Origin of the sequence: Algibacter luteus, assembly GCF_030344935.1 — a bacterium.
GTDB classification, from domain to species: Bacteria; Bacteroidota; Bacteroidia; order Flavobacteriales; family Flavobacteriaceae; genus Arenitalea; species Arenitalea lutea.
The window spans coordinates 1,391,393-1,415,079 of sequence record NZ_CP128313.1; the positions used below are offsets into that span (position 1 = coordinate 1,391,393).

At 33.6% G+C, this 23,687-nt stretch carries 25 protein-coding genes; 12 read left to right on the forward strand and 13 right to left on the reverse strand.

Translation table 11 applies throughout. The features are described from left to right. Positions 1-12: 12 nt before the first annotated feature. Complete coding sequence (locus tag O5O44_RS05855; RefSeq protein ID WP_289196120.1) at positions 13-1,485, reverse strand: GFO_1087 family putative carboxy terminal peptidase; 1,473 nt, start codon at positions 1,483-1,485, stop codon at positions 13-15. A gap of 344 nt (positions 1,486-1,829) precedes the next feature. Here O5O44_RS05855 and O5O44_RS05860 point away from each other — a divergent pair, with 344 nt between their 5' ends. From O5O44_RS05860 to O5O44_RS05875, 4 genes are read left to right on the forward strand one after another with little or no spacing between them, the layout of a single operon-like run. Continuing rightward, positions 1,830-2,339 (forward strand): GFO_1088 family ECF-type sigma factor, encoded by a 510-nt coding sequence (locus O5O44_RS05860; protein ID WP_289196121.1) that lies wholly within the window; start codon positions 1,830-1,832, stop codon positions 2,337-2,339. Further along, positions 2,326-2,808 carry a PG0215 family putative anti-sigma factor gene (locus O5O44_RS05865; protein ID WP_289196122.1) on the forward strand — a complete coding sequence of 161 codons (483 nt, stop codon included), beginning with the start codon at positions 2,326-2,328 and terminating at the stop codon, positions 2,806-2,808. The genes O5O44_RS05860 and O5O44_RS05865 overlap by 14 nt, the downstream gene beginning before the upstream one ends. Before the next feature lie 37 nt (positions 2,809-2,845). Next, positions 2,846-3,406: a GFO_1090 family protein gene (locus tag O5O44_RS05870; protein ID WP_289196123.1), complete on the forward strand. Its 561-nt coding sequence runs from the start codon at positions 2,846-2,848 to the stop codon at positions 3,404-3,406. Positions 3,407-3,423: 17 nt separating this feature from the next. Next, the gene (locus O5O44_RS05875; protein ID WP_289196124.1) at positions 3,424-3,969 is read left to right on the forward strand and encodes a GFO_1091 family lipoprotein; all 546 of its coding nucleotides are present in this window, start codon (positions 3,424-3,426) and stop codon (positions 3,967-3,969) included. Positions 3,970-4,011: 42 nt separating this feature from the next. Here O5O44_RS05875 and O5O44_RS05880 read toward each other — a convergent pair whose 3' ends face one another. The 3 genes from O5O44_RS05880 to O5O44_RS05890 form a co-directional block, all read right to left on the reverse strand. Continuing rightward, positions 4,012-4,221 carry a hypothetical protein gene (locus O5O44_RS05880; RefSeq protein ID WP_289196125.1) on the reverse strand — a complete coding sequence of 70 codons (210 nt, stop codon included), beginning with the start codon at positions 4,219-4,221 and terminating at the stop codon, positions 4,012-4,014. Between the two features lie 10 nt (positions 4,222-4,231). Further along, a complete protein-coding gene (gene purB, locus O5O44_RS05885; RefSeq protein WP_289196126.1) occupies positions 4,232-5,575 on the reverse strand; it encodes an adenylosuccinate lyase in 1,344 nt (447 codons plus the stop codon). An 83-nt stretch (positions 5,576-5,658) separates the two neighbouring features. Further along, positions 5,659-6,195 carry a HEAT-like fold family protein gene (locus O5O44_RS05890; RefSeq protein ID WP_350494437.1) on the reverse strand — a complete coding sequence of 179 codons (537 nt, stop codon included), beginning with the start codon at positions 6,193-6,195 and terminating at the stop codon, positions 5,659-5,661. Between the two features lie 73 nt (positions 6,196-6,268). Between O5O44_RS05890 and O5O44_RS05895 the strand changes: the two genes are divergently transcribed. The 3 genes from O5O44_RS05895 (at position 6,269) to O5O44_RS05905 (ending at position 8,868) form a co-directional block, all read left to right on the forward strand. Further along, positions 6,269-6,742 (forward strand): heme-binding domain-containing protein, encoded by a 474-nt coding sequence (locus O5O44_RS05895; RefSeq protein ID WP_289196128.1) that lies wholly within the window; start codon positions 6,269-6,271, stop codon positions 6,740-6,742. A gap of 23 nt (positions 6,743-6,765) precedes the next feature. Then, positions 6,766-8,004 (forward strand): glycosyltransferase, encoded by a 1,239-nt coding sequence (locus tag O5O44_RS05900; protein WP_289196129.1) that lies wholly within the window; start codon positions 6,766-6,768, stop codon positions 8,002-8,004. A 66-nt stretch (positions 8,005-8,070) separates the two neighbouring features. After that, on the forward strand, positions 8,071-8,868 hold the full coding sequence (locus O5O44_RS05905; protein ID WP_289196130.1) for an FkbM family methyltransferase: 798 nt from the start codon (positions 8,071-8,073) through the stop codon (positions 8,866-8,868). On the opposite strand, the gene O5O44_RS05910 is transcribed toward O5O44_RS05905, so the two are convergent. Continuing rightward, complete coding sequence (locus tag O5O44_RS05910) at positions 8,858-9,535, reverse strand: SIR2 family NAD-dependent protein deacylase (RefSeq protein ID WP_289196131.1); 678 nt, start codon at positions 9,533-9,535, stop codon at positions 8,858-8,860. The two genes, O5O44_RS05905 and O5O44_RS05910, sit on opposite strands and share 11 nt — an antisense overlap. 96 nt (positions 9,536-9,631) lie before the next feature. Here O5O44_RS05910 and O5O44_RS05915 point away from each other — a divergent pair, with 96 nt between their 5' ends. The 3 genes from O5O44_RS05915 to O5O44_RS05925 are packed head-to-tail and all read left to right on the forward strand — an operon-like array spanning position 9,632 to position 11,243. Continuing rightward, positions 9,632-10,288: a TrmH family RNA methyltransferase gene (locus O5O44_RS05915; RefSeq protein WP_289196132.1), complete on the forward strand. Its 657-nt coding sequence runs from the start codon at positions 9,632-9,634 to the stop codon at positions 10,286-10,288. 39 nt (positions 10,289-10,327) lie between these two features. After that, positions 10,328-10,855 (forward strand): SRPBCC family protein, encoded by a 528-nt coding sequence (locus O5O44_RS05920; protein WP_289196133.1) that lies wholly within the window; start codon positions 10,328-10,330, stop codon positions 10,853-10,855. A 13-nt stretch (positions 10,856-10,868) separates the two neighbouring features. Continuing rightward, complete coding sequence (locus O5O44_RS05925) at positions 10,869-11,243, forward strand: VOC family protein (RefSeq protein ID WP_289196134.1); 375 nt, start codon at positions 10,869-10,871, stop codon at positions 11,241-11,243. A gap of 31 nt (positions 11,244-11,274) precedes the next feature. Here O5O44_RS05925 and O5O44_RS05930 read toward each other — a convergent pair whose 3' ends face one another. From O5O44_RS05930 to O5O44_RS05955, 6 genes are all read right to left on the reverse strand, one after another. After that, positions 11,275-12,051: a carboxypeptidase-like regulatory domain-containing protein gene (locus O5O44_RS05930; protein ID WP_289196135.1), complete on the reverse strand. Its 777-nt coding sequence runs from the start codon at positions 12,049-12,051 to the stop codon at positions 11,275-11,277. A 101-nt stretch (positions 12,052-12,152) separates the two neighbouring features. Continuing rightward, entirely contained in the window at positions 12,153-13,961 is a 1,809-nt protein-coding gene (locus O5O44_RS05935) for a DEAD/DEAH box helicase (protein WP_289196136.1), read from the reverse strand. A 392-nt stretch (positions 13,962-14,353) separates the two neighbouring features. Further along, entirely contained in the window at positions 14,354-15,199 is an 846-nt protein-coding gene (locus O5O44_RS05940; protein WP_289196137.1) for a tetratricopeptide repeat protein, read from the reverse strand. 139 nt (positions 15,200-15,338) lie between these two features. After that, positions 15,339-15,932 (reverse strand): hypothetical protein, encoded by a 594-nt coding sequence (locus tag O5O44_RS05945; RefSeq protein WP_289196138.1) that lies wholly within the window; start codon positions 15,930-15,932, stop codon positions 15,339-15,341. Between the two features lie 110 nt (positions 15,933-16,042). Then, the gene (locus O5O44_RS05950; protein WP_289196139.1) at positions 16,043-17,278 is read right to left on the reverse strand and encodes a M48 family metallopeptidase; all 1,236 of its coding nucleotides are present in this window, start codon (positions 17,276-17,278) and stop codon (positions 16,043-16,045) included. Between the two features lie 6 nt (positions 17,279-17,284). Then, positions 17,285-18,079, reverse strand: a complete 795-nt coding sequence (locus O5O44_RS05955) for a TrmH family RNA methyltransferase (protein WP_289196140.1) — start codon at positions 18,077-18,079, stop codon at positions 17,285-17,287. An 84-nt stretch (positions 18,080-18,163) separates the two neighbouring features. Between O5O44_RS05955 and O5O44_RS05960 the strand changes: the two genes are divergently transcribed. Further along, on the forward strand, positions 18,164-18,961 hold the full coding sequence (locus O5O44_RS05960) for a DUF6503 family protein (protein WP_289196141.1): 798 nt from the start codon (positions 18,164-18,166) through the stop codon (positions 18,959-18,961). On the opposite strand, the gene O5O44_RS05965 is transcribed toward O5O44_RS05960, so the two are convergent. Next, on the reverse strand, positions 18,962-20,029 hold the full coding sequence (locus tag O5O44_RS05965; protein WP_289196142.1) for a DUF3810 domain-containing protein: 1,068 nt from the start codon (positions 20,027-20,029) through the stop codon (positions 18,962-18,964). 72 nt (positions 20,030-20,101) lie between these two features. On the opposite strand from O5O44_RS05965, the gene O5O44_RS05970 reads away from it, so the two are divergent. Then, on the forward strand, positions 20,102-21,562 hold the full coding sequence (locus tag O5O44_RS05970) for an aminoacyl-histidine dipeptidase (RefSeq protein WP_289196143.1): 1,461 nt from the start codon (positions 20,102-20,104) through the stop codon (positions 21,560-21,562). Between the two features lie 7 nt (positions 21,563-21,569). Here O5O44_RS05970 and O5O44_RS05975 read toward each other — a convergent pair whose 3' ends face one another. Next, entirely contained in the window at positions 21,570-23,297 is a 1,728-nt protein-coding gene (locus O5O44_RS05975) for an amidohydrolase (RefSeq protein WP_289196144.1), read from the reverse strand. Between the last annotated feature and the right edge of the window lie 390 nt (positions 23,298-23,687).

Below are 23,687 nucleotides of genomic sequence, written 5' to 3' on the forward strand. Positions count from 1 at the left end.
TTTTATACTTTCTTATCTTTTCAGTAATCCTGAAGGTAATTCTTTATTACTATACATACCTAAACCAGCAGGAATATAATCTTTACTGCTGAAAGTAAATTCTAGTTCTGAATTTTGCTTATCGTGAATAAACCGTCCTTCTCCTGTAATATCTGAAATTGCAGCAGCTAGGAAGCGTTCGTTTTCATTACCTAAAATGCCGAAGTTTCTAACTTGCTCACTAATTAAAATGTCTGGTTCTAAACCATCAAAATAATCGGTATTACCAACAGCATTTACGGATTTGTAAATTAATGGTAACATGGCATAAGTATGACCTTGATTAGCACCTTCTCGACCAAAATTTGCTGAGTCATAAACAATTCTAGACGCTTGATATTTTCCTGTTGTTGTTGTACCTATTTGCACCACATCAATATAAGGTCTTAATGAATTTATTACCAATTCGCTGGCAGAAGCACTTCTACCTGTGGTTAAAAAATAGACTTTAGATAAGTTCAAACTGTTCAATGAATTGCCGTTGTAAGAACCAACAAAATTATTGATTAGTGCTTCTGGGTTTTGAGATTCAAAAGCTTCTTGAAATTCTGAGTTCCATTGTTCTTTACTAAAAACATCACCTTCAAATTGTCCCGTTATTAAGCTTCCAAGTAATACAGCACTTTCCACAGTACCTCCAGAATTGTATCTTAAATCTACCACAAGTTCGTTAACACCAGCACTTTTGAATCCTGCAAAAACAGTATTTAAAGCATTATTATAGGTTTCGGTTCCTGTAAAACCATTATACATGAGATAGCCAATTTTAATTCCATTAACATCTATTACTGTATTGACATGGATGGGGTTTTCTGAGTATTGTGATTTAGAAAGTGCAATACTTTCTGAGGTCGTATCCACGGTGTCATCTGTGGTATCTTCGGTGCCATTGTCGTTATAAATACCAATATTAATGCTGTAGTTATCTTGATTAGTAAGATCGCTAAGATTAGAGCCTGTAAGTTGTATGCCATCTATACCATAAAAAATATCGCCACGTTTTATGCCTTTAGCGGCGGCATCTGTATCTGGTAATACGTGAGTAACAATTCCGTATCTATTGGTGTCTGATAGTGCAAACCGAAATACTTGAAACTCCATGCCATTACTTGCTGTAACGCCATCTAATAATTGTTCTAAAGCGATATAATCATCAACAATCCAACTAAATCTATCAACATTTTGTCTGTCATATATTAAACTTTCAAACAAACCAGGTGGCGTTGAAAAGGTGTTTAAAAATGAGGCGTATTCGGCATCGCTTGAAAATCGGGTGTTACCTAAGTCTGGTACATCATCTTTGTATAAATAGAAAAGATTCATGCCTTTCCAAACAAAATCGTTTATTTGGTTTGCAGTAACGCCAATATCGTCGTTATCTTCAAAACAATTGAAAAAGGAAAATGAAACAATAAGTAGTAGGAAAAGGGCTTTATAATTTTTCATAGCAATACTTTAGATAATTTTAATCTGTAAAACCCTAAATTTACTGACATTATTGTGTATAAAAAAATTAATGTGAATTATAGGGGCTAAAACGCAATAGTATGTTAACAAAAATGGCGTTTTAACTATAATTTGACTGACATGCACGCGTAAGGGATTGAGCAATTGTTGGAGCTCCTTAATGAGAGCGACTTGTGAAAGATCGACGCGAAAGGGATACCTGCCTGCCGGCAGGAAGGCGCCCTAATATTTATTTTTTTTACTGGCCTTGTAACAAATTAATTAATGTATCGTCGTAATACTAAATAGCCGTAACTAAGCTGTTTTAATTAAACCAAACCAAAATGACTCAAACAGAGTTTTTAAATATTGTATTGCCTTTTAAGGATAAGGTATTTCGATTGGCTAAACGCTTGTTGGTATCGACAGAGGAGGCCGAAGATGCAACACAAGAAGTTCTGTTGAAATTGTGGAATAACAAAAATAAAATTGCTGAGTATAGGAATGTTGAGGCTTTTTCGATGACGATGACAAAGAATTATTGTTTTGACAAATTAAAATCGAAACAATCGCAAAATTTGAAAATTGTACATAGTAATTATGAGGAAAAAAGCACACCGTTACAGAAGCAAGTTGAGTTAAATGATAGTGTAAATTGGGTAGCAAAAATTATTGAGGATTTGCCAGAACAACAACGCATGATAATCCAGCTACGAGATATAGAAGATTATGATTTTGATGAGATTGCTAAAATGCTGGATATGAATAATACGGCAGTACGTGTGGCCTTATCGAGAGCAAGAAAAACAATAAGGGAAAAATTAACAAAAACACACAGTTATGGTGTTAAATAATATAGAAAAATTACTAGAAAAGTACGAAAACGGTGAAACATCGCTTAAAGAAGAGCAAGTGTTGAAAACCTATTTTACCAGCGACACAGTTGCGCCACATTTAGAAGTGTACAAGCCTATGTTTGCGTATTTTTTGGTAAACAAACAAGAACAATTTACTAAAGACGTTCCATTAAAAACTAAGACAATTTTTAATTATAAATGGATTTCGGTCGCAGCAGTAGCGGTTCTTGCGTTGGGGATTTACTTTGGAACTACGATTGGTAGCAACGATCTAGGAACTTTTGAAGATCCGGAAATGGCTTTTAATGAGTTTTCGAAATCTATGGAAATGATTTCTAAAAACTTTAATAAAGGCACAGCAACAGTAGGTTATCTTAATGAAGTGAATAAAGGCACAGCAACGTTAGGATATCTTAACGAAATTGAAAACACAACAAGTATCATTTTTAAAAAAGTAAATCATTAAAATTAACACACACACAAATAACTTAAAAACAAGAACGATGAAAAATAAATTAATAGTACTAATAATGGCCATTATGTTATTACCACTAACAGGAATGGCGCAATCGAACATTTTTGATAAATATAGCGATAACTCTGATGTTACCTATGTTTCAATAAAACCTAAAATGTTTCAAATGATAGCTAAAATGGGTATTAATGTTGAAGACCCAGAAGCTAAAGCATATATGGATATGGTAAGTAGTATTACCAGTTTTAAAACTATTGTAACGGATAACAAAACCATTTCTGCTGATATTCATAAATGGGTAAAATCTAGATCTGGTGGTTTAGAAGAGCTTATGGAGGTTAAAGACGATGGTACAGAAGTAAAATTTTATGTAAAAGAAGGTAAAGATGCCGACCACGTTAAGGAACTTTTAATCTTTGTGAATGGTATTGATAAAATGATGGACGATAAGATTGAAATTAACGGAAAAGAACGTAAAATTGAAACCGTTGTGGTGTCGATGACTGGAGATATTGATCTTAACCAAATCTCTAAACTTACCGATAAAATGAATATCCCAGGAGGGAAGCATTTAGATAAGAATAAATAAAAACTAAACATCAGTCAATGCAACGAGCAATCAAATTACTAGTATACACAGTACTTACCGCAGTTTTTTTAACGAGCTGCGGTAATGGTACGAGTTTACAAAGCTATTTTGTAGACCACCAAGAAGCTAAAAACTTCATGACTCAAGACTTACCACTTTCTATGGTTGAAATTGACAAATCTAAGTTTACCGAAGCGCAAACAGAAGCTTATAATTCGGTAAATAGATTGAATTTTTTAGGCTATAAAGCCAGCGAAACCGATGCAGAAACTTTTAAAAAAGAAGTGGAGCAGGTTAAAACTATTCTAAGTGATAGTAAATACAACGATTTAATGGAATTTAGCGATAAAGGCAACAAAATATATGTAAAATATATTGGTACCGATGAAGAGGCCGATGAAGTTGTTATCTTTGGAAGCGCTAAAGATATGGGTTTTGGTATTGTTAGAATTTTAGGAGATGATATGAATCCTGAAAAAATGGTTACCTTAATGGAAGCTTTACAACATGCCAACGTTGAAGAAGGCCAAATAGAAGATATTTTGAATTTCTTTAAAGAATAAAGTAAAATTTGAAATTATTATAAAACTAAAAAGCTTCCTTAATCAGGAAGCTTTTTTATTTTGTACAGGTTCTTGTCTTAATGTTTCTTTAGGTTTTGTTTTAGTATAAAACATATTAATGACTATTGTAAAAAACACAATGGTTAAAACCGTTAAAATGATAAAATTGTCTAAGATATCTAGTATTCCAAAAATGAAAATACTAGCAGCCATCAGTCCTGAAAGAATTAATGATTGTTTATCGTTCAACATAATTTTAATTTTAAATTCCAGTATAATTACTAGGAGTAATACGTTTTAATTCTTCTTTTATTGTGTTAGAAACCTCTAAAGTATCAATAAAATTTGAAATAGAGTCCTGATTTATTTTTGTATTTGTTCTGGTAAGGCCTTTTAAAGCTTCGTATGGGTTAGGATATCCCTCTCGACGTAATATAGTTTGTATCGCTTCGGCTACTACAGCCCAATTATTTTCTAGATCTTCTGCAAACTTACTTTCGTTAAGTAATAACTTGTTTAAACCTTTTAAAGTCGATTTAAATCCTATAAGTGTATGTCCAAAAGGCACGCCCACATTACGTAAAACAGTACTGTCAGTTAAATCGCGTTGTAATCTAGAAACTGGTAATTTTGCAGATAGGTGTTCAAAAATAGCATTTGCAATACCAAGGTTTCCTTCAGAATTTTCAAAATCTATCGGGTTCACTTTATGCGGCATTGCCGAACTTCCTACTTCACCAGCTTTAATTTTTTGTTTGAAATAGTCCATAGAAACGTAGGTCCAAATATCTCGGTCTAAATCAAGAATAATGGTATTAATACGTTTTAAGGTATCAAACAATGCCGCCATGTGGTCGTAATGCTCAATTTGCGTTGTTGGAAAAGAGTGTTGTAATCCTAACTTTTCTTGCACAAATTGGCTCCCAAAAGCTTTCCAATCAATATTTGGATAAGCCACATGGTGCGCATTAAAATTACCTGTTGCACCACCAAATTTTGCGGCACTCGGAATATCATTTAATAAATTAAATTGCTCTTGTAATCGCACTACAAAAACTTCAATTTCCTTACCAAGTCTGGTAGGAGATGCAGGTTGCCCGTGCGTTCTAGCTAGCATTGAAATAGCTTCCCAATCTTTAGCTAAAGATTTTAGTTTTTCTAAAACTTTAAAATATTCAGGAACATAAACATCGTTCATGGCTTCCTTAATACTTAAAGGAATTGCTGTATTGTTTATGTCTTGAGAAGTTAATCCAAAATGAATAAACTCTTTAAATTCAGATAACCCTAAAGCATCAAATTTTTCTTTAATAAAATATTCAACAGCTTTGACATCATGATTGGTAACACTTTCTATCTTTTTTATTGCTGTAGCATCTTCAGAAGAAAAATCTTTATAAATGGCTCTTAAACTATCAAATACATTGGTGTCAACAGATTTTAGTTGCGGTAACGGAATTTCGCAAAGCGCAATAAAGTATTCTATTTCAACTAAAACACGGTAATTAATTAAGGCTTCTTCAGAAAAATAGGGAGCTAATTCATTTACTTTACTTCTGTAGCGTCCATCAATTGGAGAAATGGCATTCAATGCTGATAATGACATAATTTAAGATTGGTTTTAAGAAGTTGCAAAGATAGAATTTTTACTGAAGACCGTAGATTGAACTCGGAAGTTTTTTGCCTATTTTAAGATTTGATTTTCTTAACCTTTTTTAAAATATGGCGTGCTCTAGCTTTAAAAGCAGCACTTTGTTTGGTAAAATCGGTTTCTAAAATACGAGTGAGTTCGGGGTAAACCCAATCATAATCTTTTCCCAATAGAAAAAGTGCAGACATACTATAAGCCTTTGGTGCTACTTTTTCATCATTAATCATGTAATCAAAGCAGGTTTCTATAATGCGTTCAATTTGTGTTTCGTTTAGAGCATCTTTGATTTTATTGTCTTCTTTTGAAGTGTAAGCAATTGCTATTAACTCACAAACTTTGGCTACAGGTCTTACCGCCGAATCGATATGTACTTTATGGATGTTTGCTGTAAATACCTCTAAATGTGGTGTGATAGTTTCAATATTCTCTGAACACATAAACTCGAAAACCCAAGCTGCCCGTGGCGAAATTTTATCGTCTACTTTAAATAAAATGTCTAATAAATTCGGAATTAATTCAGGATTGTTTTGCATTAAGCGAGCATAGTGCAAGCGCTTTTCTCGCGAATGGTCCATATAATTTAATTCGTTATATAATTGCGCCGTAGTCAAAAGGATTTCTTATTTTTAGTTTTTAAATTTACTTAAAATGCAAATAATAAAAAAAGTACTTTGGCTATTACTCATTGCTTTGGTGATTGCACAATTTTTCGGTCCTGAAAAAAACCAAGGTGATATGGCTTCAATTGACGCATTTATGGCTGAAACAAATCCGCCCGAAGATGTGAAAATGATTTTAAAAGAAACCTGTTTTGATTGCCATAGCGATGTTACACGGTACCCTTGGTATAACAATATTACACCTGTAAATTATTGGTTAGCAGACCATATTAAGCATGGAAAAAAACATTTTAACGTGTCTAATTGGGAAGGTAATTCTGTAAAAAGAAAAGACCATAAGTTTGAAGAACTTATTGAAATGGTTGAAAAAAAAGAAATGCCTTTAAATTCTTATACTTGGACTCATACCGAAGCTAAACTTACCGATGCACAAATAAAAGCTGTAGTAGATTGGGCCAAATTAGTGCGACTTAAATACGGTTTAGAACCAAAGCCTGAATAGAATTCTAATAATCTAACCATTTCATGCGTAAGCATCTTTTAATTATTGGTTTTGTATGGCCAGAGCCAAAAAGTTCTGCGGCTGGTAGTAGGATGTTGCAGCTCATAGAGGCTTTTCAATTAGATGATTATAAGATCACCTTTGCAAGTCCTTGTACGAAAAGTGATAATGCTTTTGATTTAGAAAGTATTGATGTGACTCCAAGTACTATTAAGCTAAATAATTCCTCCTTTGATACGTTTGTAAAAAACTTAAATCCAGATGTGGTGTTATTCGACCGTTTTATGATGGAAGAACAATTTGGTTGGCGTGTATCAGAACAATGTCCGAATGCCTTAAGAGTTTTAGATACTGAAGATTTTCATAGTTTGAGAAAGGGTAGGCAGCAAGCTTTTAAAGATGGAAAAACCTTTGATGATTCATACCTATTCAGTGATATCGCGAAGCGCGAAATTGCCAGTATCTACAGATGTGATTTGAGTCTGATGATTTCTGAAGCTGAAATGGATATTCTAAAACAACAATTTAAAGTTGATGAATCTTTGCTTTTATATTCACCTTTTATGCTTAAATCGATTTCAAAAAGGCATTCTGAAAATTTACCAAAATTTGAAAATAGAAATCATTTTATAACTATTGGGAACTTTTTGCACGAACCAAATTATAATGCAGTACTTTATTTAAAAGAAACCATTTGGCCATTAATTAGAGCGAAATTACCGCAGGCAGAACTACATGTATATGGTGCTTATGCGTCGCAAAAAGTAAATCAATTACATAATGAAAAGGAAGGTTTTTTAATAAAAGGTTTTGCCGAAGATGTTGATACTGTTATGAAAAATGCCAAAGTCTGTTTAGTACCGGTAAGATTTGGTGCTGGTTTAAAAGGCAAGATTGTAGATGCCATGAAAAACGGAACTCCTGTTGTAACCACAAGTATTGGAGCTGAAGGCATGTATGGAAATTTAGAGCCTAATGCATTTATTGAGGACAACCCTGAAGCATTTGCATTAAAATCAGTTCAATTATATGAAGATGAAAATTCATGGTGTACCTTACAAGCCAATGGTTTTAATGTGATAAATAATCGGTTTGATAAGAACAAACATCAGAAAATATTATTGAATAAAAATTCAAAAATAGCGAGTCAACTTAAGCAACATCGAATGAGCAATTTTACAGGGCAAATGCTGCAGCATCATGCTTTGCAAAGTACTAAATTTATGAGCAAATGGATTGAAGAAAAACATAAAAACGAATAACTATCACCATTTGATTATGTTATAAATTCGATTTACTTTCGTTTCTAACAGACTTTATCAAGAATCATGTTAAAAAAGCTTTACAATTCAATTAAAAAAAAGTACCGAAAAATAAGGGTATTTACTCAACCACATCCACTTTATAGTACTTTAGATAGAGTTAAACTTTCAAAAATTGAACGCGGAAACCCTAAAAAAGGATTTGTGAAATTGAATTTAAACGGATTAGGTCACGACATAAAAATCCGTAAAAACTTTATTGATAAAGAAGTGGTGGGTTACGTATTTGCAGATCAATATCATTTGCCACCAAAAGAAGTTTCGTTACCTGAAAACCCTGTTATTTTAGATTTAGGCAGTAATATAGGTTTGACTATTGTGCACCTCAAACAGGTTTATCCGCAAGCAACTATTTATGCTTATGAAATGAATACCGATAATTACTTGTTAGCAAAATATAACACAAAAAGTTATGATGATGTACATGTGCATAATCAAGCCATTTGGACAGAGAATACTACGGTTAGCTATAACCCGAGTTCAGATTTTGATGCTTATTCTTTAAAAGAAAAAGCTGATGGTGACAATAGTATCAAAATAAAAAGCACAACCATTTCAAAGATTATAGAAACGTATAATTTAACTAAAATCGATTTCATAAAGATGGATATCGAAGGTGCCGAAGAAGATATCTTAAAAAACGAAGATTTATCCTGGTTAAAAATTGTCAATACGTTAAATATAGAAATGCATCTTGACGAAAACGAAAATGTAGACCCTTATCTCAAGATTTTAGAAAAGCATGGGTTTAAAGCTTGGAAAGACACCAAACACTGGTCTAGTATCATGGCAGTTAGAAATTGAAATAGCTTATAAACATTTTCATGCCTACCGTGGCTCTTTCTGCAATTACAGTTAAGTTTTCTTTGCTTTCAATATTTGGCTTAGGGTCAATTAAATAGGTTGGTGTCTGTTGAGGTATGTAATGCATTAAACCGGCAGCAGGATATACTTGCATTGAGGTTCCTATAATTAATAATTTATCAGCTGTGGCACAAATATCCATGGCTTTTTCAATCATAGGAACATCTTCTCCAAACCAAACAATATGCGGTCTTAATTGATGGCCTTTTGGACACAAATCGCCAAGGCATAAATCGTTGGTCCATTGTTGTATATCAGATTTATCATAAGTACTTCTTACTTTTAAAAGTTCGCCATGTAAATGAATCACATTAGAACTTCCTGCTCGCTCATGTAAATCGTCTATATTTTGTGTGATAATTGTAACCTTAAAATGTTTTTCTAATTCGGCTAAATCAAAATGTGCAGGGTTAGGTTCTACTTCTAATAACTGCCGTCTTCGTTGATTATAAAAATCTAAAACTAATTCCGGATTAGCATGAAAACCTTCAGGTGTTGCCACTTCCATAACATCATGTCCTTCCCATAAACCATCGGCATCTCTAAAGGTTTTAATACCACTTTCGGCACTCATGCCGGCTCCAGTAAGTACAACAAGATGTTTCATTATTTTATATTATGCAATTAAAAGTGAAATCTATTCAAAGATACTAAGTATTCATTATTCTTCATAGAGACCAAAAACTTTCTTTATTTTTGAATAATGATTGATTTAAAACTCTTAGAACATTTAGAATCTTATCTCACTGCCTCTAGAAAACAAAGATTTGATGCTGTTTTATCGCAACGCACAAAGCACTTTACTGTGGCTACTGAAGATGTATATCAGCTTCATAATACAAGCGCTGTCATAAGAAGTTGCGATGTGTTTGGTATTCAAGAGGTGAATATTATAGAAGAACGAAACACAAAGCGTATTGATAAAGAAATTGCCATGGGCGCACAAAAGTGGGTGGATTTAAATCGGTATCAAACGGTACGTGAATGTATCTCAGATTTAAGAGCAAAAGGTTATCAAATAGTTGCGACAACGCCGCATGCCAATGATTGTGAATTGCATGATTTTGATGTTACAAAAAAATCTTGTTTTTTCTTTGGAAGAGAAACTGAAGGGTTATCGCAAGAAGTACTGAATATGGCAGATTGCTATTTAAAAATCCCAATGGTAGGTTTTACTGAAAGCTTAAACATATCAGTTTCTGCAGCTATCTTATTACAACAAGTTTCTAATAAATTAAGGCAAACCGATATCAATTGGCATTTAACAGAAACGGAATTAAATGAAAAGCGCTTAGATTGGTGTAAAAAAACCATCAAAAGTTATGATGAGATTGTTGAACGCTACTATAATCCCGAATAAAATCAGTACATTTAAAAGTCTAATTAATAAGAAGTTATCATGAATATTCTACTCTATATTTTAATTGCTTTAGTCATAGTAATTGTGTTTCTTGCTTTAGTAGCACCAAAAAACTATGAACTAAAAAGGAGTATTGTAATCAACAAATCGCTCCCAGAAGTATTTGAATATTTAAAATACATTAAAAACCATAATGATTGGTCGCCATGGAAAAAGAAAGACCCTAATATGAAACAAGAATTTATTGGAACAGATGGAGAGATAGGTTTTTTGTCAAAATGGGAAGGCAACAAAGATGTAGGTACTGGTGAACAGGAAATACTGCGTATTGTTGAAAATGAAGTTATCGAATCGCGATTACGCTTTTTTAAACCATGGAAATCACAGTCAGATGCCTATTTAAAAGTTGAAGATGCAGGCAATAATAATACCAAAGTAACTTGGGGATTTTCAGGTAAAAACCCAATTCCATTTAACATTTTTATGATGTTTTTTAATTTGGATAAAACCGTTGGAAAGGATTTTGAAGAAGGATTAGCAAGTTTAAAAATTATTTTAGAAAAATAAATTATACGCAGAGATGAAACGAAATATGGTAGGTTGGTTTGAAATTCCAGTAAGCGATATGGATAGAGCCAAAGCATTTTACGAAACAGTTTTTAAAGTTCAAATTGAAATTCATGATTTTGGAGGCATGCTCATGGGATGGTTTCCTTTTTCTGAAGGGAAAGAAGGTGCAGCAGGAACGTTAATAAAACAAGAAACTTATGTGCCAAGTAAAGAAGGGACTCTTGTTTATTTTATGAGTGATGACGTGCAAGTGGAATTGGATAGGATAGAAGGTGCAGGTGGCAAAATATACCAACCTAAAACTCAAATATCTCCAGAATACGGCTATATGGGTGTTTTTATTGATACCGAAGGCAATCGAGTGGCTTTACATTCAAACAAATAAAAAAAGGAATCATTTACGATTCCTTTTTTACTTATATTTTTCTACTTCGACCCCGACTCAGGAGTTTGTATTCTTCATAACAACCACTAATAGCGTCGAGTATCTGAAGGTCGTTTGCGGTTTGTATAAAGCCTTTGGAGTAATTACACTGACTTACAATTTCATCTAAATCAACACGATCAACTTGTAGTAAAACGGTTAGCATTTCACGATCAAAACGAGATGCCAGTAGGTTTCTAATCTCATCATCTTCCTTCATCTTTTTAAGCTTACGCAGTTCATTTGGCTTTTTACCAAACATACGGTGTAAAAAATCTGCAGGATTAAAAATAGAACCAATTACATTGGTTAGCCCAGATTTTTTGCTCGCTTCATAACCTGTGCCTTCAAGCCCAGAAATACTATAACGGTAATTGGTGTTAATATCAGGAACTTGTTTAATATCAACTTCTAAATATCCTGTTAGTTTTAGTTGGTTAATAACTACTTCTTCCAAGGCAAGAGCCAATTCTGTTAATTCAATATTGGAACTTCCAAACTTTAACCAGTCGTTAGTTACTCTAACTCTAATAGATTTAAAACCTAAATAAGAAAAGTGAAGCGTATCATTAACTTGGGCCTTAATTTGAAACTCTCCCTTTTTATTGGTAGTCGTTCCCACAACTTGGTTTAGGTTAACAATATTTACATTCTCTAAAACCGATTTATCGGCAGAATTTAAAACAACACCCAAAACTTTGTCGGTTTCTTGAGATAATCCAACTGCAGAGCATAATAAAAAAAGACAAAGATAAACGTACTGTTTCATGAAATAATTAACGCTAATTAAGTTATAAAAGTACTAAAGAAAACTTTAGAACAGGTATTATGCCAGTTTTTTGACTTAAAATTAACAAAAATGCTTACAATTTATCGTCTAGAGCGTCTTGGTCTAGAGCTTGCAAAATCACTAGAATTAGAACGTCTCGGTTTCGAGCTACCTTCGCTTTTGCGTCTGTCGCTACGGTTTCCAGATCCGCTTCTTCTATCGTCGCGTCTTCCACCGCCACCGCGTTTATCGTCACGTCGTTTTCCGCCACCTTTTCTGTCGCGTCTTCCGCCACCGCCACGGTTTTCAGAAACTTCAACATTTACAAATCGGCCTTCGTGTTTAAAGTCGGTAAAATGCGCTAAAACTTTCTCTTTTAATTCGTTTTCAGTGTTAAAAAACGAGAAACTATCTTTAGTTTCTACTTTAAAAACATCATCTCTACCAAGCCCTAATTGCTCTTTTAAAAAGTCTTTCAACTTCATCCAATCAAAACCATCTTTTCCACCAACATTTATAAAGTAACGTGTAGAATCTTTTCCGCCTCTACTAAAATCGCGTCCGCCCTCTCTATCGCTAGAGCTTTCAGCAACATTTAAGTCTTTCGATTTTTGGTAATAATTATAGAATCGTGTAAACTCAACCGAGAAGAATTTTTTAATCAATTCATCCTTGTCAGTATCAGCAAATAATTCGTTTATGCTCGCTAAATGCTTATCTATTTCGTGGTTTATTTCGGTGTTGTGAATTTTATTGGCTAGCGACATCAATTGCACCTCGCAAATTTCAGAACCATCAGGAATTTCCTTTTTCTCAAATTGCTGGTTTATAATACGCTCAATACTTTTTATTTTACGCACCTCACTTTTAGAAACAATCACCATAGAAACCCCAGTTTTACCAGCACGCCCTGTTCTTCCAGAACGGTGTGTATAGGTTTCAATCTCGTCTGGTAATTGGTAGTTTATAACGTGTGTAATATCATCAACGTCAATACCACGTGCAGCCACATCGGTAGCCACAAGCATTTGTATTTGTTGATTTCTAAACGATTTCATTACTAAATCACGTTGATTTTGGCTCAAATCGCCATGTAATGCGCCAGCGCTATAACCATCCTCAATTAAGTTTTCAGCAACTTTTTGAGTATCACGTTTCGTTCTACAAAAAATTACCGAAAAGATATCCGGATTAGCATCCGATAGACGCTTCAACGCTTGGTAACGGTCTCTTGCATTCACTAAATAGTATTCATGCGATACGTTACTAGTACTTTCATTTTTCTTTCCAACCGTAATTTCTTCAGGGTCATACATGAATTTTTTAGCAATAGTTGCCACCTCACGGGGCATTGTTGCTGAAAATAACCAGGTATTTTTATCTTCTGGGGTATGCGATAAAATATCAGTAATATCCTCTTTAAAGCCCATGTTTAACATCTCATCGGCCTCATCTAAAACCGAATATTGGATTTTAGAAATATCAACCAATCTACGGTTAATCATATCTTTCATACGTCCAGGAGTTGCCACAATAATTTGGGCACCACGTTTAATCTCGCGCGCTTGGTCTGTAATACTAGATCCGCCGTAAACCGCAACCACGTTAAGGCCTTTACAATATTTACCATACAATTTCATCTCGTTGGTAATTTGTAAACAAAGCTCTCTGGTAGGCGATAAAATTAACCCTTGCGTAGTTCTGCTATCTACATCAATTTTTTGTAGCATTGGAAAACCAAAAGCAGCGGTTTTACCGGTACCTGTTTGGGCTAATGCTACCAAATCGGTTTCAGAATTTAATAAAATAGGGATGGCTTTTTCTTGTACTTCACTAGGTTTTGTAAACCCTAAATCTGTAATAGCTTGTAATAGGTCGTCATTAAGACCTAAATCTTTGAATGTGTTCATTCTTGTTTTATGTATGCGATTTAATTATGTAGTGTTACATAAAGAAGCGAATCGACATACTTAACCTAAACTTCCAGTAACACATCCTCTCTCTGAGGAATTTAAACTCGTCTTGAGTTTCAAGCGGCAAAGATACATTATTATTTGGATTGTCATTCCTTCATAGACAGGAATCTCATCATAAGGTGCTTAATTTAAATTATTTGGGCGTTCCCCTCCTTAGGTTGGGTCTGGCTTTACGCTATATCTTTTTTGCTTTTATTGGCAAAAAAGGATGCCGCTACAATCCCAAACGCGGGCTTATTTGCTAGCTTTTAGGTTTGGAATGAAAGTTGGTTTATTTTTGAAAAGGACGGTTAAATTGATGTTGATATGAAACCGTTTCAAAGTTATTACTGCCATCTCACTTGATATGGATACCTTTCATAAATGGCATTATCTTCATTTAGTGTAAATCCGTTTTTACCATTAAGTTTAGCTGTTTCCAGTAACTCTTGTGCTTCATTAGTTTTTCCAATTTTACCTAAAGAGATTGCTTTGTAATATTGTACATCTGAAAATTGAGTGTGAATTTTAAGTGCTAAATCAAATATATCTATTGCTTCTAGATATTTTCTTTGTTCGTATTTGCTAATACCATAATAGAATAAATCGACAGGATGTAACCAATCTTCACCGTGTTCACGAAGTTGTTTTTCGTAATCAATTTTAAAAATTTCTTCAGCTTTCTTAAACTCATTGAGTTGCAAGTATGAAAGTGCAATATGAAAATCGTAGGTGTGATCCATTACATATCCGTAACCGAAGCGTTTTTTACAATCCTCAAAATCTTTAATTGCTTCTCTATAAGTTTTGGCAAAGATGCATTTTATAAATGCTCTGTAATCTTGCCAACGTTGTCTATTGTATGTTACAGCTTTATCAATATAAATCATCCCTAATTCATATTTTCCTTGTTTAAACAGTGGCATTGCTTTTTGCTGCCATAAATATGCAATTGTAGAATCTATAGCTAAACCTTTATCTATTTCAGATTGCCATTCTGAAGAGTAAAGAGGATATTTCCATGCCCCATTTTTTAAGTAAATATCAATTAATGAATCTTGTTTTTGCTTAATAAACTTTAATTCTAATTCCGTTTTTCCAATGTGTTTATTCTTTAAATCATTTTTATTTTTACAATTCAAGAAGAAAATGAGAATTGCTAGAAATAAAAGTACTTTTCTATTAAAGTTCATAATATTGATTTCGTTTGGTATCAAGTATAATCAAATAAAGACCTTGAATCTGGAATGAAACGAAGTTATGTATTTTTTATGACCAAGTCAAAAAGATAATAAAACCTGTCGGTAACGATCTTTAAATTTATAATTACTTTTAATCTACCGACCAGTCAAGAATGTCTAAAATATCATCCATCCCAAAATAGGTGTAAATTTCACCGTTAGGTTTTAAAAGAAAATGGTTTAGTTGTGCATCAGAAGCCTGAAAGAATAATTTGTCTAACACATTATAAGCATCAATAAAATTGTGTTCTTTTTTATCTTCAACTCTATGCGATTCATTATTTGTTATTAAGTAAGCTTGATATTTTTTTGAGTGACTTTTAATCCACTTCCAATATTTTCTATAATGAGAATCCGCATAAATGTTTTCGTTGTTTTTTCTATACAAATGTACGAGTGTGTTTATGTGTGGATTAAATTCATCTCCAATAATATTTGATAAAAGCATTTTGACTTGGCGAAATGAAATTGAATCAAGTTTTCCAATAGTTTTGCGAAGGTTTACGAGCTCTACGATGGCGGTGTCATTTTCAATAGTTTTAACGTAAATTTTATTAGGATTAAAAGTTTCAAATTCGGATTTCGTTATTTCTTGATTTTGAAAATAATAGAAAGTATGTTTGTTGCTTTGGCTAAAACTAACAATTGAAATAAAAAAAATGAATGCGGTTAATGCATTTTTCATGGTAGTACTGATGTCGTTTCCTTTTGTTAATTTAAATAATTAATTACAAAGACAACGAATTTATAAATTTTTTCGCACAAAATAAAAATACAAATACGTGTATAATAAGTTTACGACTTCCTCAAATTCCCAATACGCTCCAAAAGCGTAGGATGCGAGTAATGCATAAACACGTAAGCAGGATGCGGTGTTAAATTACTCAAACTGTTTTTAGAAAGTTTTTTAAGCGCTGTAATTAAAGGTTCACCTTTATAGGTGTTTTTAGCATAATCGTCGGCTTGATATTCAAATTTTCTGGAAAATAGATTCATTATCAAACCTGTAATTTCAGAAATAGGCGAATAGAGGAGTCCAAAAGCAATCAATCCAATGTGAAAACTAGGAATTTCAACACCCAAAGCTTGCGATAATAACGGATTAGAAATAAACAACGACAATAGATAAAGCGTCAATCCTGTGAGTAATATCGAAGCAATTAAATTAAAAATGATGTGCTTCTTTTTGTAATGTCCAACCTCGTGCGCTAAAACCGCAACAATTTCTTCATCGTCTAAATCGTTAATCAAAGTATCGTAAAGCGTTACACGTTTTTCACTTCCAAAACCAGAAAAATAAGCATTGGCTTTGGTACTTCGTTTTGAGCCATCAATCACAAAAATCTTATCTAATTTAAAACCTACGGTTTTTGCGTATGCCGATATTTTATCGCGTAAAGTACCTGCTTCTAAAGGCGTTTGTTTATTAAACAAAGGCACAATCAATTTAGAATAAAACATATTCATAAACACGGTAAAAACAGTTACTAATCCCCAAGCATATAGCCAAAAGTGTTTTCCTGTAACTTGATAAAACCAGATAATTAATGCCAAAATACCACCGCCAACAAGGGCCATCATCAACCAGCCTTTAATCTTATCTAAAACAAAAGTTTTTAAAGTTGTTTTGTTAAATCCGAATTTTTCTTCAATAACAAAAGTGCTGAAATAGGAGAATGGCGTGGTGATAATGTCGCTACCTATCATAATTATACCAAAGAAAATTAATGCAATAACAATCGAATTATCGCTATAAGTTCTGGCAATGTTATCTACAAACTCAAATCCATCAATCCATAAAAAGCCTAACGTTAAAAGCACAGAAAATGTTGAGGTTATCAAGCCAAATCTGTACTTCGTGGCTTTATATTGTTGCGACTTTTTATATTCGGTCTCGTCATAAACATCTTGTATGGCTTCTGGTAGTTTATCATTAAAATGCTTTGCATTTAATGCGTCTAGTATTTTATCAATTATAAAATTGATAATGATTATAGCAATGATGATATAAAAAAGTGTGGTTGATGTCATGAAATATTATTTGAAATTTCGTTGTCTTTTGGCCTCAAAAATAAGAATTCCTGCTGCTACCGACACATTCATGGAATCAATTTCACCTTGCATGGGAATAATAATATTTTGAGCTGAGTTTTCTAGCCATTCTTCACTCAAACCAGTAGCTTCTGTACCAACAACAATGGCTGTTGAGGTTGTGAAATCTTGAGTATGATAGTTTACCGAAGCTTGTAACGCCGCACAATAAATACTGATGCTATTTTGATTCAGAAAATTTATAATCTCACTTGTGTTTCCAACGGCAATTTGATTGGTAAAGACACATCCTACACTTGAACGAATGATATTGGGATTGTATAAATCGGTTTTAGGATTCGCAATAATTACCGCATCAACATGAGCAGCATCAGCAGTTCGTAGAATGGCACCAATGTTTCCGGGTTTTTCTGGCGCTTCAGCAACTAAAATTAGTGGGTTTTTACGCTCTAGTTTTAAATGATCCAAACTATTGGGTTTAGTTTTTGCAACTGCTAGAATCCCTTCAGTGGTATCGCGATAAGCTAGTTTTTGGTATACTTCTTTTGAAATCTCTATGATGTTAATTTCTTGATTTATGAAGTCTTTACGTTTTTCTTCTGAAAATAATTCTGGATAAAATAAAACCGTTTCTAAATCATAACCGCCTTTTATTGCCAATGAAATTTCGCGCACACCTTCAATCAAAAACTGTCCTAATTTCTTGCGTTCGCGTGACTTATCCTTTAATTGAACAAGTTGTTTTATAAATGTGTTTTGTGAACTGGTAATTGTTTTCATAAGAATCAAACAAAAGTAATTGTTTTTTATGTAATTATGCGCTGATAAGGTCGACAAACCCCAAAATCATACAAAAACATATTCATGAAAAAATTAATTCTTTTAGTACTAACAATTTCAGTAATTGCTTGTAAAAATAATACAACAACTACGGTTGATTATTCCGAAGAAACTCTAGATATAACCACAAGTATTTACCCAGAAAACATCACTAAAGTATTCGAAGCTCACGGAGGCGTAGATAAATGGAACACCATGAAGTCGCTAGAATTTACGATGCCAAAACCCGATGGTAATGAGGTAACAACAACCAACTTGAAAAATAGAAAATCTTTAATAGAAATGCCACATCACTCTATTGGTTATGATGGTGAACATGTTTGGTTAAAAAATAAAGATACCACTACGTACACACTTTACGGAGGTAATCCAAGATTTTATTACAACCTGATGTTTTATTTTTATGCCATGCCTTTTATATTAGCCGATGATGGTATTATCTATGAAGATGCTGAGCCTCTCGTTTTTGAAGGGCAATCTTATCCTGGTATTAAAATTTCTTATGAAAACGGAATAGGGGAATCATCAGAAGACGAATACATTATGTATTACAACCCAGAAACTTATAAAATGGAATGGTTAGGCTATACCGTAACATTCTTCTCTCAAGAAAAGGCTAAGGAATTTCATTTTAGACGTTATAACAATTGGCAAAATGTAAATGGATTATTATTACCAGAGACGATGGTGCGTTATAACTATGAAAATAATTTACCGACCACTGTACATAGCGAAAATGTATTTACCAACGTAAATCTTTCAACGGAAAAACCAGAACCAGAAATTTTTGAAGCGCCGGCAGGTGCAACAATTGTTGATTAATTACAGAGGTTCGTTTTCAAAATAATTAACAATAAGGGCTACAACATAATTGTAGCTTTGCATGCCTTTACTTTGTTTATTGGCTTTTAAAAAATTACTATAAAAAATCTTAAAAAGGGGTTCGGCAGGATTTTCGTGGGCTTCCCAGAAATCTCGAACCTCTTTATAGTTTTTTAAAATGCCTTCATTTACATTTAAAACAACCTCTTCATATAAAGCTTCGTCACGCCTGTAAATTTCATTCAAACAAAATCGTAATGCAAAGGTGTAACCAGCGTATTTAAAGTAAATATTATCATTGCTTGTAGTTGCCATAAAACCAATAAAATTTGCTTCATTCTCAGCAGCATAACCCAACTGATGCGCAATTTCATGTGCCGAAGTGGTTGGAAATTTAAAAACTGGAATTAGACCATCCACTTGAGCTTCGTTAGATAATGGATTTAAATAACCACTAAAACCCATGTAAGTTAAAGGATAACTGTACAGCGATTTTTTTAAGCTTTTTGGGTGGTATTCCAAGTGCGGGAATCGTTGCATTAAATTTTCATATCCCGAAGGTGTCATTTTAAAAATTTCAGATTTAGTTAATGGAATATCAACTTTAAGAGTATCATTTTCTGAAATTTCAGAATGCAAACTGTTTGATTTTTCAATAAGTAATTCGGTGACTTTAACTAATTGCTCGGTGGTATAATCTTGTTCTAAATTTAAACTTTTATGCAGCGGTAAGCGATGATAATTGAGGCCCCAAAACAAATGAAAAGCACCAAAGAGTATAGCGAAAGCAGCAAAAACATCTATAAACCAGTACTTCGTGTCTTTAAGTAACCGTTTTCGGTTTTTATAAAACCATCTTATCGCATAAATACTACCAAAAGTATAGACCAAATCACCAAAAGAAAAAGGCATCCAACCTAAGGTATATCTTAAAAATTTGGAAATAATTGGGTACAAGCCATTGCTGTAATACTGTTCCACAAAATCAGGATAATTTGATAATAGCTTAATTACCAAATACTGCGGAATTATAGAAAGCGCAATTAATTTTTTTTTATTTTTTAGCATCATTCAAAAATAGGAAATAGTTTATGAATGCTAATATGAATATGTACCTTTGTAAAACTTTACTTTTAAATTATGAGCACCGAAATAAGACAATTACAGCCACAGGCACTTTGGAATAAATTTGCGGATTTAAACGCAGTACCACGACCATCAAAAAAAGAAGAGCGCGTTATCGCTTTCATGAAGGATTTTGGAAAAAATCTAGGTTTAGAAACCATTGAGGATGCCGTTGGAAATGTAATAATCAAAAAACCAGCAACTCCAGGAATGGAGGATAGAACAACGGTGGTGATGCAATCGCATTTGGATATGGTTCATCAAAAAAACAACGATACTATTTTTGATTTTGATACACAAGGTATTGAAATGTATGTTGATGGCGATTGGGTCAAAGCTAAAGGAACAACCTTAGGAGCCGACAATGGATTAGGAGTAGCAACAATAATGGCTATTTTAGAAAGTACCGATATTCCGCATCCAGCAATTGAGGCTTTATTTACTATCGATGAAGAAACAGGAATGACTGGTGCTTCGGGCTTAAAAGGAGGATTGCTTACTGGTGGAATTTTACTCAATTTAGATACTGAAGAAGATGATGAAATTGGTGTAGGATGCGCAGGAGGAATTGATGTTACTGCAACAAGAACTTATAATGAAGAAGAGACTCCAGAGTTTAAAATAGGATATGAAGTTTCAGTGAAAGGATTGCAAGGTGGTCACTCGGGTATGCAAATCCATGAAGGATTGGGGAACGCGAACAAAATTATGAATCGTGTGTTGTTTGATGGCTTTGAAAACTTCGGATTGCGAATTTCTGAAATTGATGGAGGTAGTTTACGCAATGCGATTCCTAGAGAAAGTAAAGCAGTTGTAGCTATTGATGCTATTCATGAAGATGCATTTTTGTTAGAAATGGCTATGATTTCTACAGCGATAAGAAAAGAATACAAAACGATGGAACCAAATTTAGAGATTAACGTTTCTAAGGTGGAATACCCGCGTAAAATAATGGATTTAGGAGTACAGGAAGGATTTACTAGAGCAATGTATGCAGCTTTAAATGGTGTTTATAGAATGAGTGCTGATATCCCAGATTTAGTAGAAACTTCAAATAATATAGCTAGAGTTGTTGTTAAAGACGGCCATATTAAAGTGGGCTGTTTAACACGATCTTCTGTTGAAAGTGCTAAAATGGATTTAGCTAATACGCTGCGTGCTGCTTTTGAATTAACGGGATGTGAGGTTGAATTTAGTGGAGATTATCCAGGTTGGACACCTAATATGGATTCGCCAATTCTAAAAGTCATGACGAAGCTATACGAAGATTTGAATGGTGAAAAACCACATGTTGCAGCATGTCATGCAGGATTAGAATGTGGTATTCTTGGGCAAAATTATCCAGATATGGATATGATTAGTTTTGGACCAAATATTAAAGGCGCACATTCTCCAGACGAGCGCGCTCAAATTTCTTCTGTTCAAAAATATTGGAAGTTTGTTTTAGAGATATTAAAAGCAATTCCGGTTAAATAAAATTAATCTAATCTGCTATTGAATATACGACGTTTCCATCAAAAATGGTCATGACCACTTCAGTGTCTAAAATTTGAGATTCTTCAACGGTCATGATGTCTTGGTTGAATATGGTAAAATCAGCAAGTTTACCAACACTAATGGAACCTTTAATCTGTTCTTCAAAAGCACCATAAGCAGCATCTAAGGTATAAGACCTTAAAGCTTGTGTTCTTGTCATTTTTTGTTCTGGTTCATAGCCACCTTCAGGCGTACCCTTTAAAGTTTTCCTGCTCACACTGGCATAAAAACTCGCAATGGGATTTATAGGTTCAACGGGTACATCAGTTCCATTTACTATGGGAACACCGGTTTGTAATAGGCCTTGCCACATGTAGGCACCTTCTTTAATTCTCTTTTCGCCTAATCTATCAATAGCCCAAGGTCTGTCAGACGACATGTGTACGGCTTGCATTGCAGGAATGACTTGTAATTCTGCAAAACGGGGAATATCATCTGGATGCAGATGTTGGGCATGTTCTATTCTAAATCTATGATTTGTTGTGGCATCTGGAAGTTCTTTAAAAGCCATTTCATAACGGTCTAAAATTTCTCTATTCGCACGATCTCCAATAGCATGCGCACATACTTGAAAGCCATGATTTAAGCCTTTAATTGCAGTTTCTTCTACAAATTCCATGGGTAAGGTTTCGTGACCGAAATGATCTGGTCTATCCGCATAAGGTTCCAGTAACCAGGCTCCTCTCGAGCCTAAAGCACCATCGCAATTTAATTTTACTGAGCGAATGGTTAAAAGATGATCGGGATCAATCATTGGGCCTTTCGAATACCAGTCTTCGAGCAAGTCTTTATCCCAACCAGTTAACATGGCGTAAATTCTTGTTTTCATCTTGCCTTCCGATTTCATTTTTTCATATAACGCGATGGTTTCTTTAGGGATTCCGGCGTCATGAAAACTGGTAATGCCATTTCTTTGACAAGCTTTTACAGCTAAATTAAATGCTTGTTGGTCGGTTTCTAACGTTTTTTTAGGAATATGTTTGACGATTAAAGTTTGAGCACGTTCATTAAAAATACCTGTGGGTCTTCCAAACTCATCAATAATAACTTCCCCACCTTCTACTTTAAAATTCTTAATACCTTCTTTAGCTAAAACTTGCAAACCCGCAATTTCCATAGCTTTTGCATTAGCAAATCCTGCATGACCACTAGCGTGTCTTAAATAAACCGGATTGTCTGGTGATACTTCACTTAACAAGTGATGTGTTTGAAAACCATTTACTAATCCAGAAGGCATGGAATCCCATTTGCTTTGATGCCAGCCCCTTCCAATTATCCATTCTCCTGGTTGCGCAGTTTTTACGCGTTCTGCAACAGCATCAACAATATCTTGGTAGCTTGTGGTGTGCATCAAATCTAGATTGAGTTCATTGTAACCTAAACCCATGAAATGACCATGACCTTCAATAAAGCCTGGTGTCATGGTTTTTCCTTTTAAATCAATAAGTTCTGTATTGTCATTTTTGAAATGTTCGGCTTCCGATAATTTTCCAGTAAAAATGATTAGATTGTTTTTTATAGCTACAGCTTCAACTTGAGTAGAAGTAGAATCTACGGTATAAATTGTACCACCATAAATAATCAAAGTCGCAAATTCGTTTTTAGGATTTGAACAAGCCATTAGAAAAACTAATAATAGGCTTATATATTTCAAACGGAATTTTTTTAATTTCATCTAAGTCAGTTTTAAACTTTCAAATTACAATAATTATACAAAGCGTTAGCAATAATTTATAATTTAAGAACAGGATTACCGGAATAAAAAATATTTTAGTTCGATAATAAATGGAAATTGAAAAGTAAACTTGAAAGAAAATAACACCAAAAATTACACTTTATCGAGTTTATTTGTGTTTTATCTATAATTTAATATATTTGTTGTACAACATATTAAATATGTACAAAAGCAAATATTTAGTGAAACATAAAGTAAGCCCTAAATTGCCTCTAAAAAGAAACATTTATTTATTTGCTTTTTTTATTTTTTTAATTGTTGAAAAAAGTTTTTTATAAACTTGTTAAGGCACAGGGTCATAGCCGGAACCTCCCCAAGGATGACAACAAA

Coding starts and splice junctions, on each gene's coding strand:
- O5O44_RS05855 (WP_289196120.1), bottom strand. CDS start 1,485: ATGAAAAATTATAAAGCCCTTTTCCTACTACTTATTGTTTCATTTTCC.
- O5O44_RS05860 (WP_289196121.1), top strand. CDS start 1,830: ATGACTCAAACAGAGTTTTTAAATATTGTATTGCCTTTTAAGGATAAG.
- O5O44_RS05865 (WP_289196122.1), top strand. CDS start 2,326: ATGGTGTTAAATAATATAGAAAAATTACTAGAAAAGTACGAAAACGGT.
- O5O44_RS05870 (WP_289196123.1), top strand. CDS start 2,846: ATGAAAAATAAATTAATAGTACTAATAATGGCCATTATGTTATTACCA.
- O5O44_RS05875 (WP_289196124.1), top strand. CDS start 3,424: ATGCAACGAGCAATCAAATTACTAGTATACACAGTACTTACCGCAGTT.
- O5O44_RS05880 (WP_289196125.1), bottom strand. CDS start 4,221: ATGTTGAACGATAAACAATCATTAATTCTTTCAGGACTGATGGCTGCT.
- purB (WP_289196126.1), bottom strand. CDS start 5,575: ATGTCATTATCAGCATTGAATGCCATTTCTCCAATTGATGGACGCTAC.
- O5O44_RS05890 (WP_350494437.1), bottom strand. CDS start 6,195: ATGGACCATTCGCGAGAAAAGCGCTTGCACTATGCTCGCTTAATGCAA.
- O5O44_RS05895 (WP_289196128.1), top strand. CDS start 6,269: ATGCAAATAATAAAAAAAGTACTTTGGCTATTACTCATTGCTTTGGTG.
- O5O44_RS05900 (WP_289196129.1), top strand. CDS start 6,766: ATGCGTAAGCATCTTTTAATTATTGGTTTTGTATGGCCAGAGCCAAAA.
- O5O44_RS05905 (WP_289196130.1), top strand. CDS start 8,071: ATGTTAAAAAAGCTTTACAATTCAATTAAAAAAAAGTACCGAAAAATA.
- O5O44_RS05910 (WP_289196131.1), bottom strand. CDS start 9,535: ATGAAACATCTTGTTGTACTTACTGGAGCCGGCATGAGTGCCGAAAGT.
- O5O44_RS05915 (WP_289196132.1), top strand. CDS start 9,632: ATGATTGATTTAAAACTCTTAGAACATTTAGAATCTTATCTCACTGCC.
- O5O44_RS05920 (WP_289196133.1), top strand. CDS start 10,328: ATGAATATTCTACTCTATATTTTAATTGCTTTAGTCATAGTAATTGTG.
- O5O44_RS05925 (WP_289196134.1), top strand. CDS start 10,869: ATGAAACGAAATATGGTAGGTTGGTTTGAAATTCCAGTAAGCGATATG.
- O5O44_RS05930 (WP_289196135.1), bottom strand. CDS start 12,051: ATGAAACAGTACGTTTATCTTTGTCTTTTTTTATTATGCTCTGCAGTT.
- O5O44_RS05935 (WP_289196136.1), bottom strand. CDS start 13,961: ATGAACACATTCAAAGATTTAGGTCTTAATGACGACCTATTACAAGCT.
- O5O44_RS05940 (WP_289196137.1), bottom strand. CDS start 15,199: ATGAACTTTAATAGAAAAGTACTTTTATTTCTAGCAATTCTCATTTTC.
- O5O44_RS05945 (WP_289196138.1), bottom strand. CDS start 15,932: ATGAAAAATGCATTAACCGCATTCATTTTTTTTATTTCAATTGTTAGT.
- O5O44_RS05950 (WP_289196139.1), bottom strand. CDS start 17,278: ATGACATCAACCACACTTTTTTATATCATCATTGCTATAATCATTATC.
- O5O44_RS05955 (WP_289196140.1), bottom strand. CDS start 18,079: ATGAAAACAATTACCAGTTCACAAAACACATTTATAAAACAACTTGTT.
- O5O44_RS05960 (WP_289196141.1), top strand. CDS start 18,164: ATGAAAAAATTAATTCTTTTAGTACTAACAATTTCAGTAATTGCTTGT.
- O5O44_RS05965 (WP_289196142.1), bottom strand. CDS start 20,029: ATGCTAAAAAATAAAAAAAAATTAATTGCGCTTTCTATAATTCCGCAG.
- O5O44_RS05970 (WP_289196143.1), top strand. CDS start 20,102: ATGAGCACCGAAATAAGACAATTACAGCCACAGGCACTTTGGAATAAA.
- O5O44_RS05975 (WP_289196144.1), bottom strand. CDS start 23,297: ATGAAATTAAAAAAATTCCGTTTGAAATATATAAGCCTATTATTAGTT.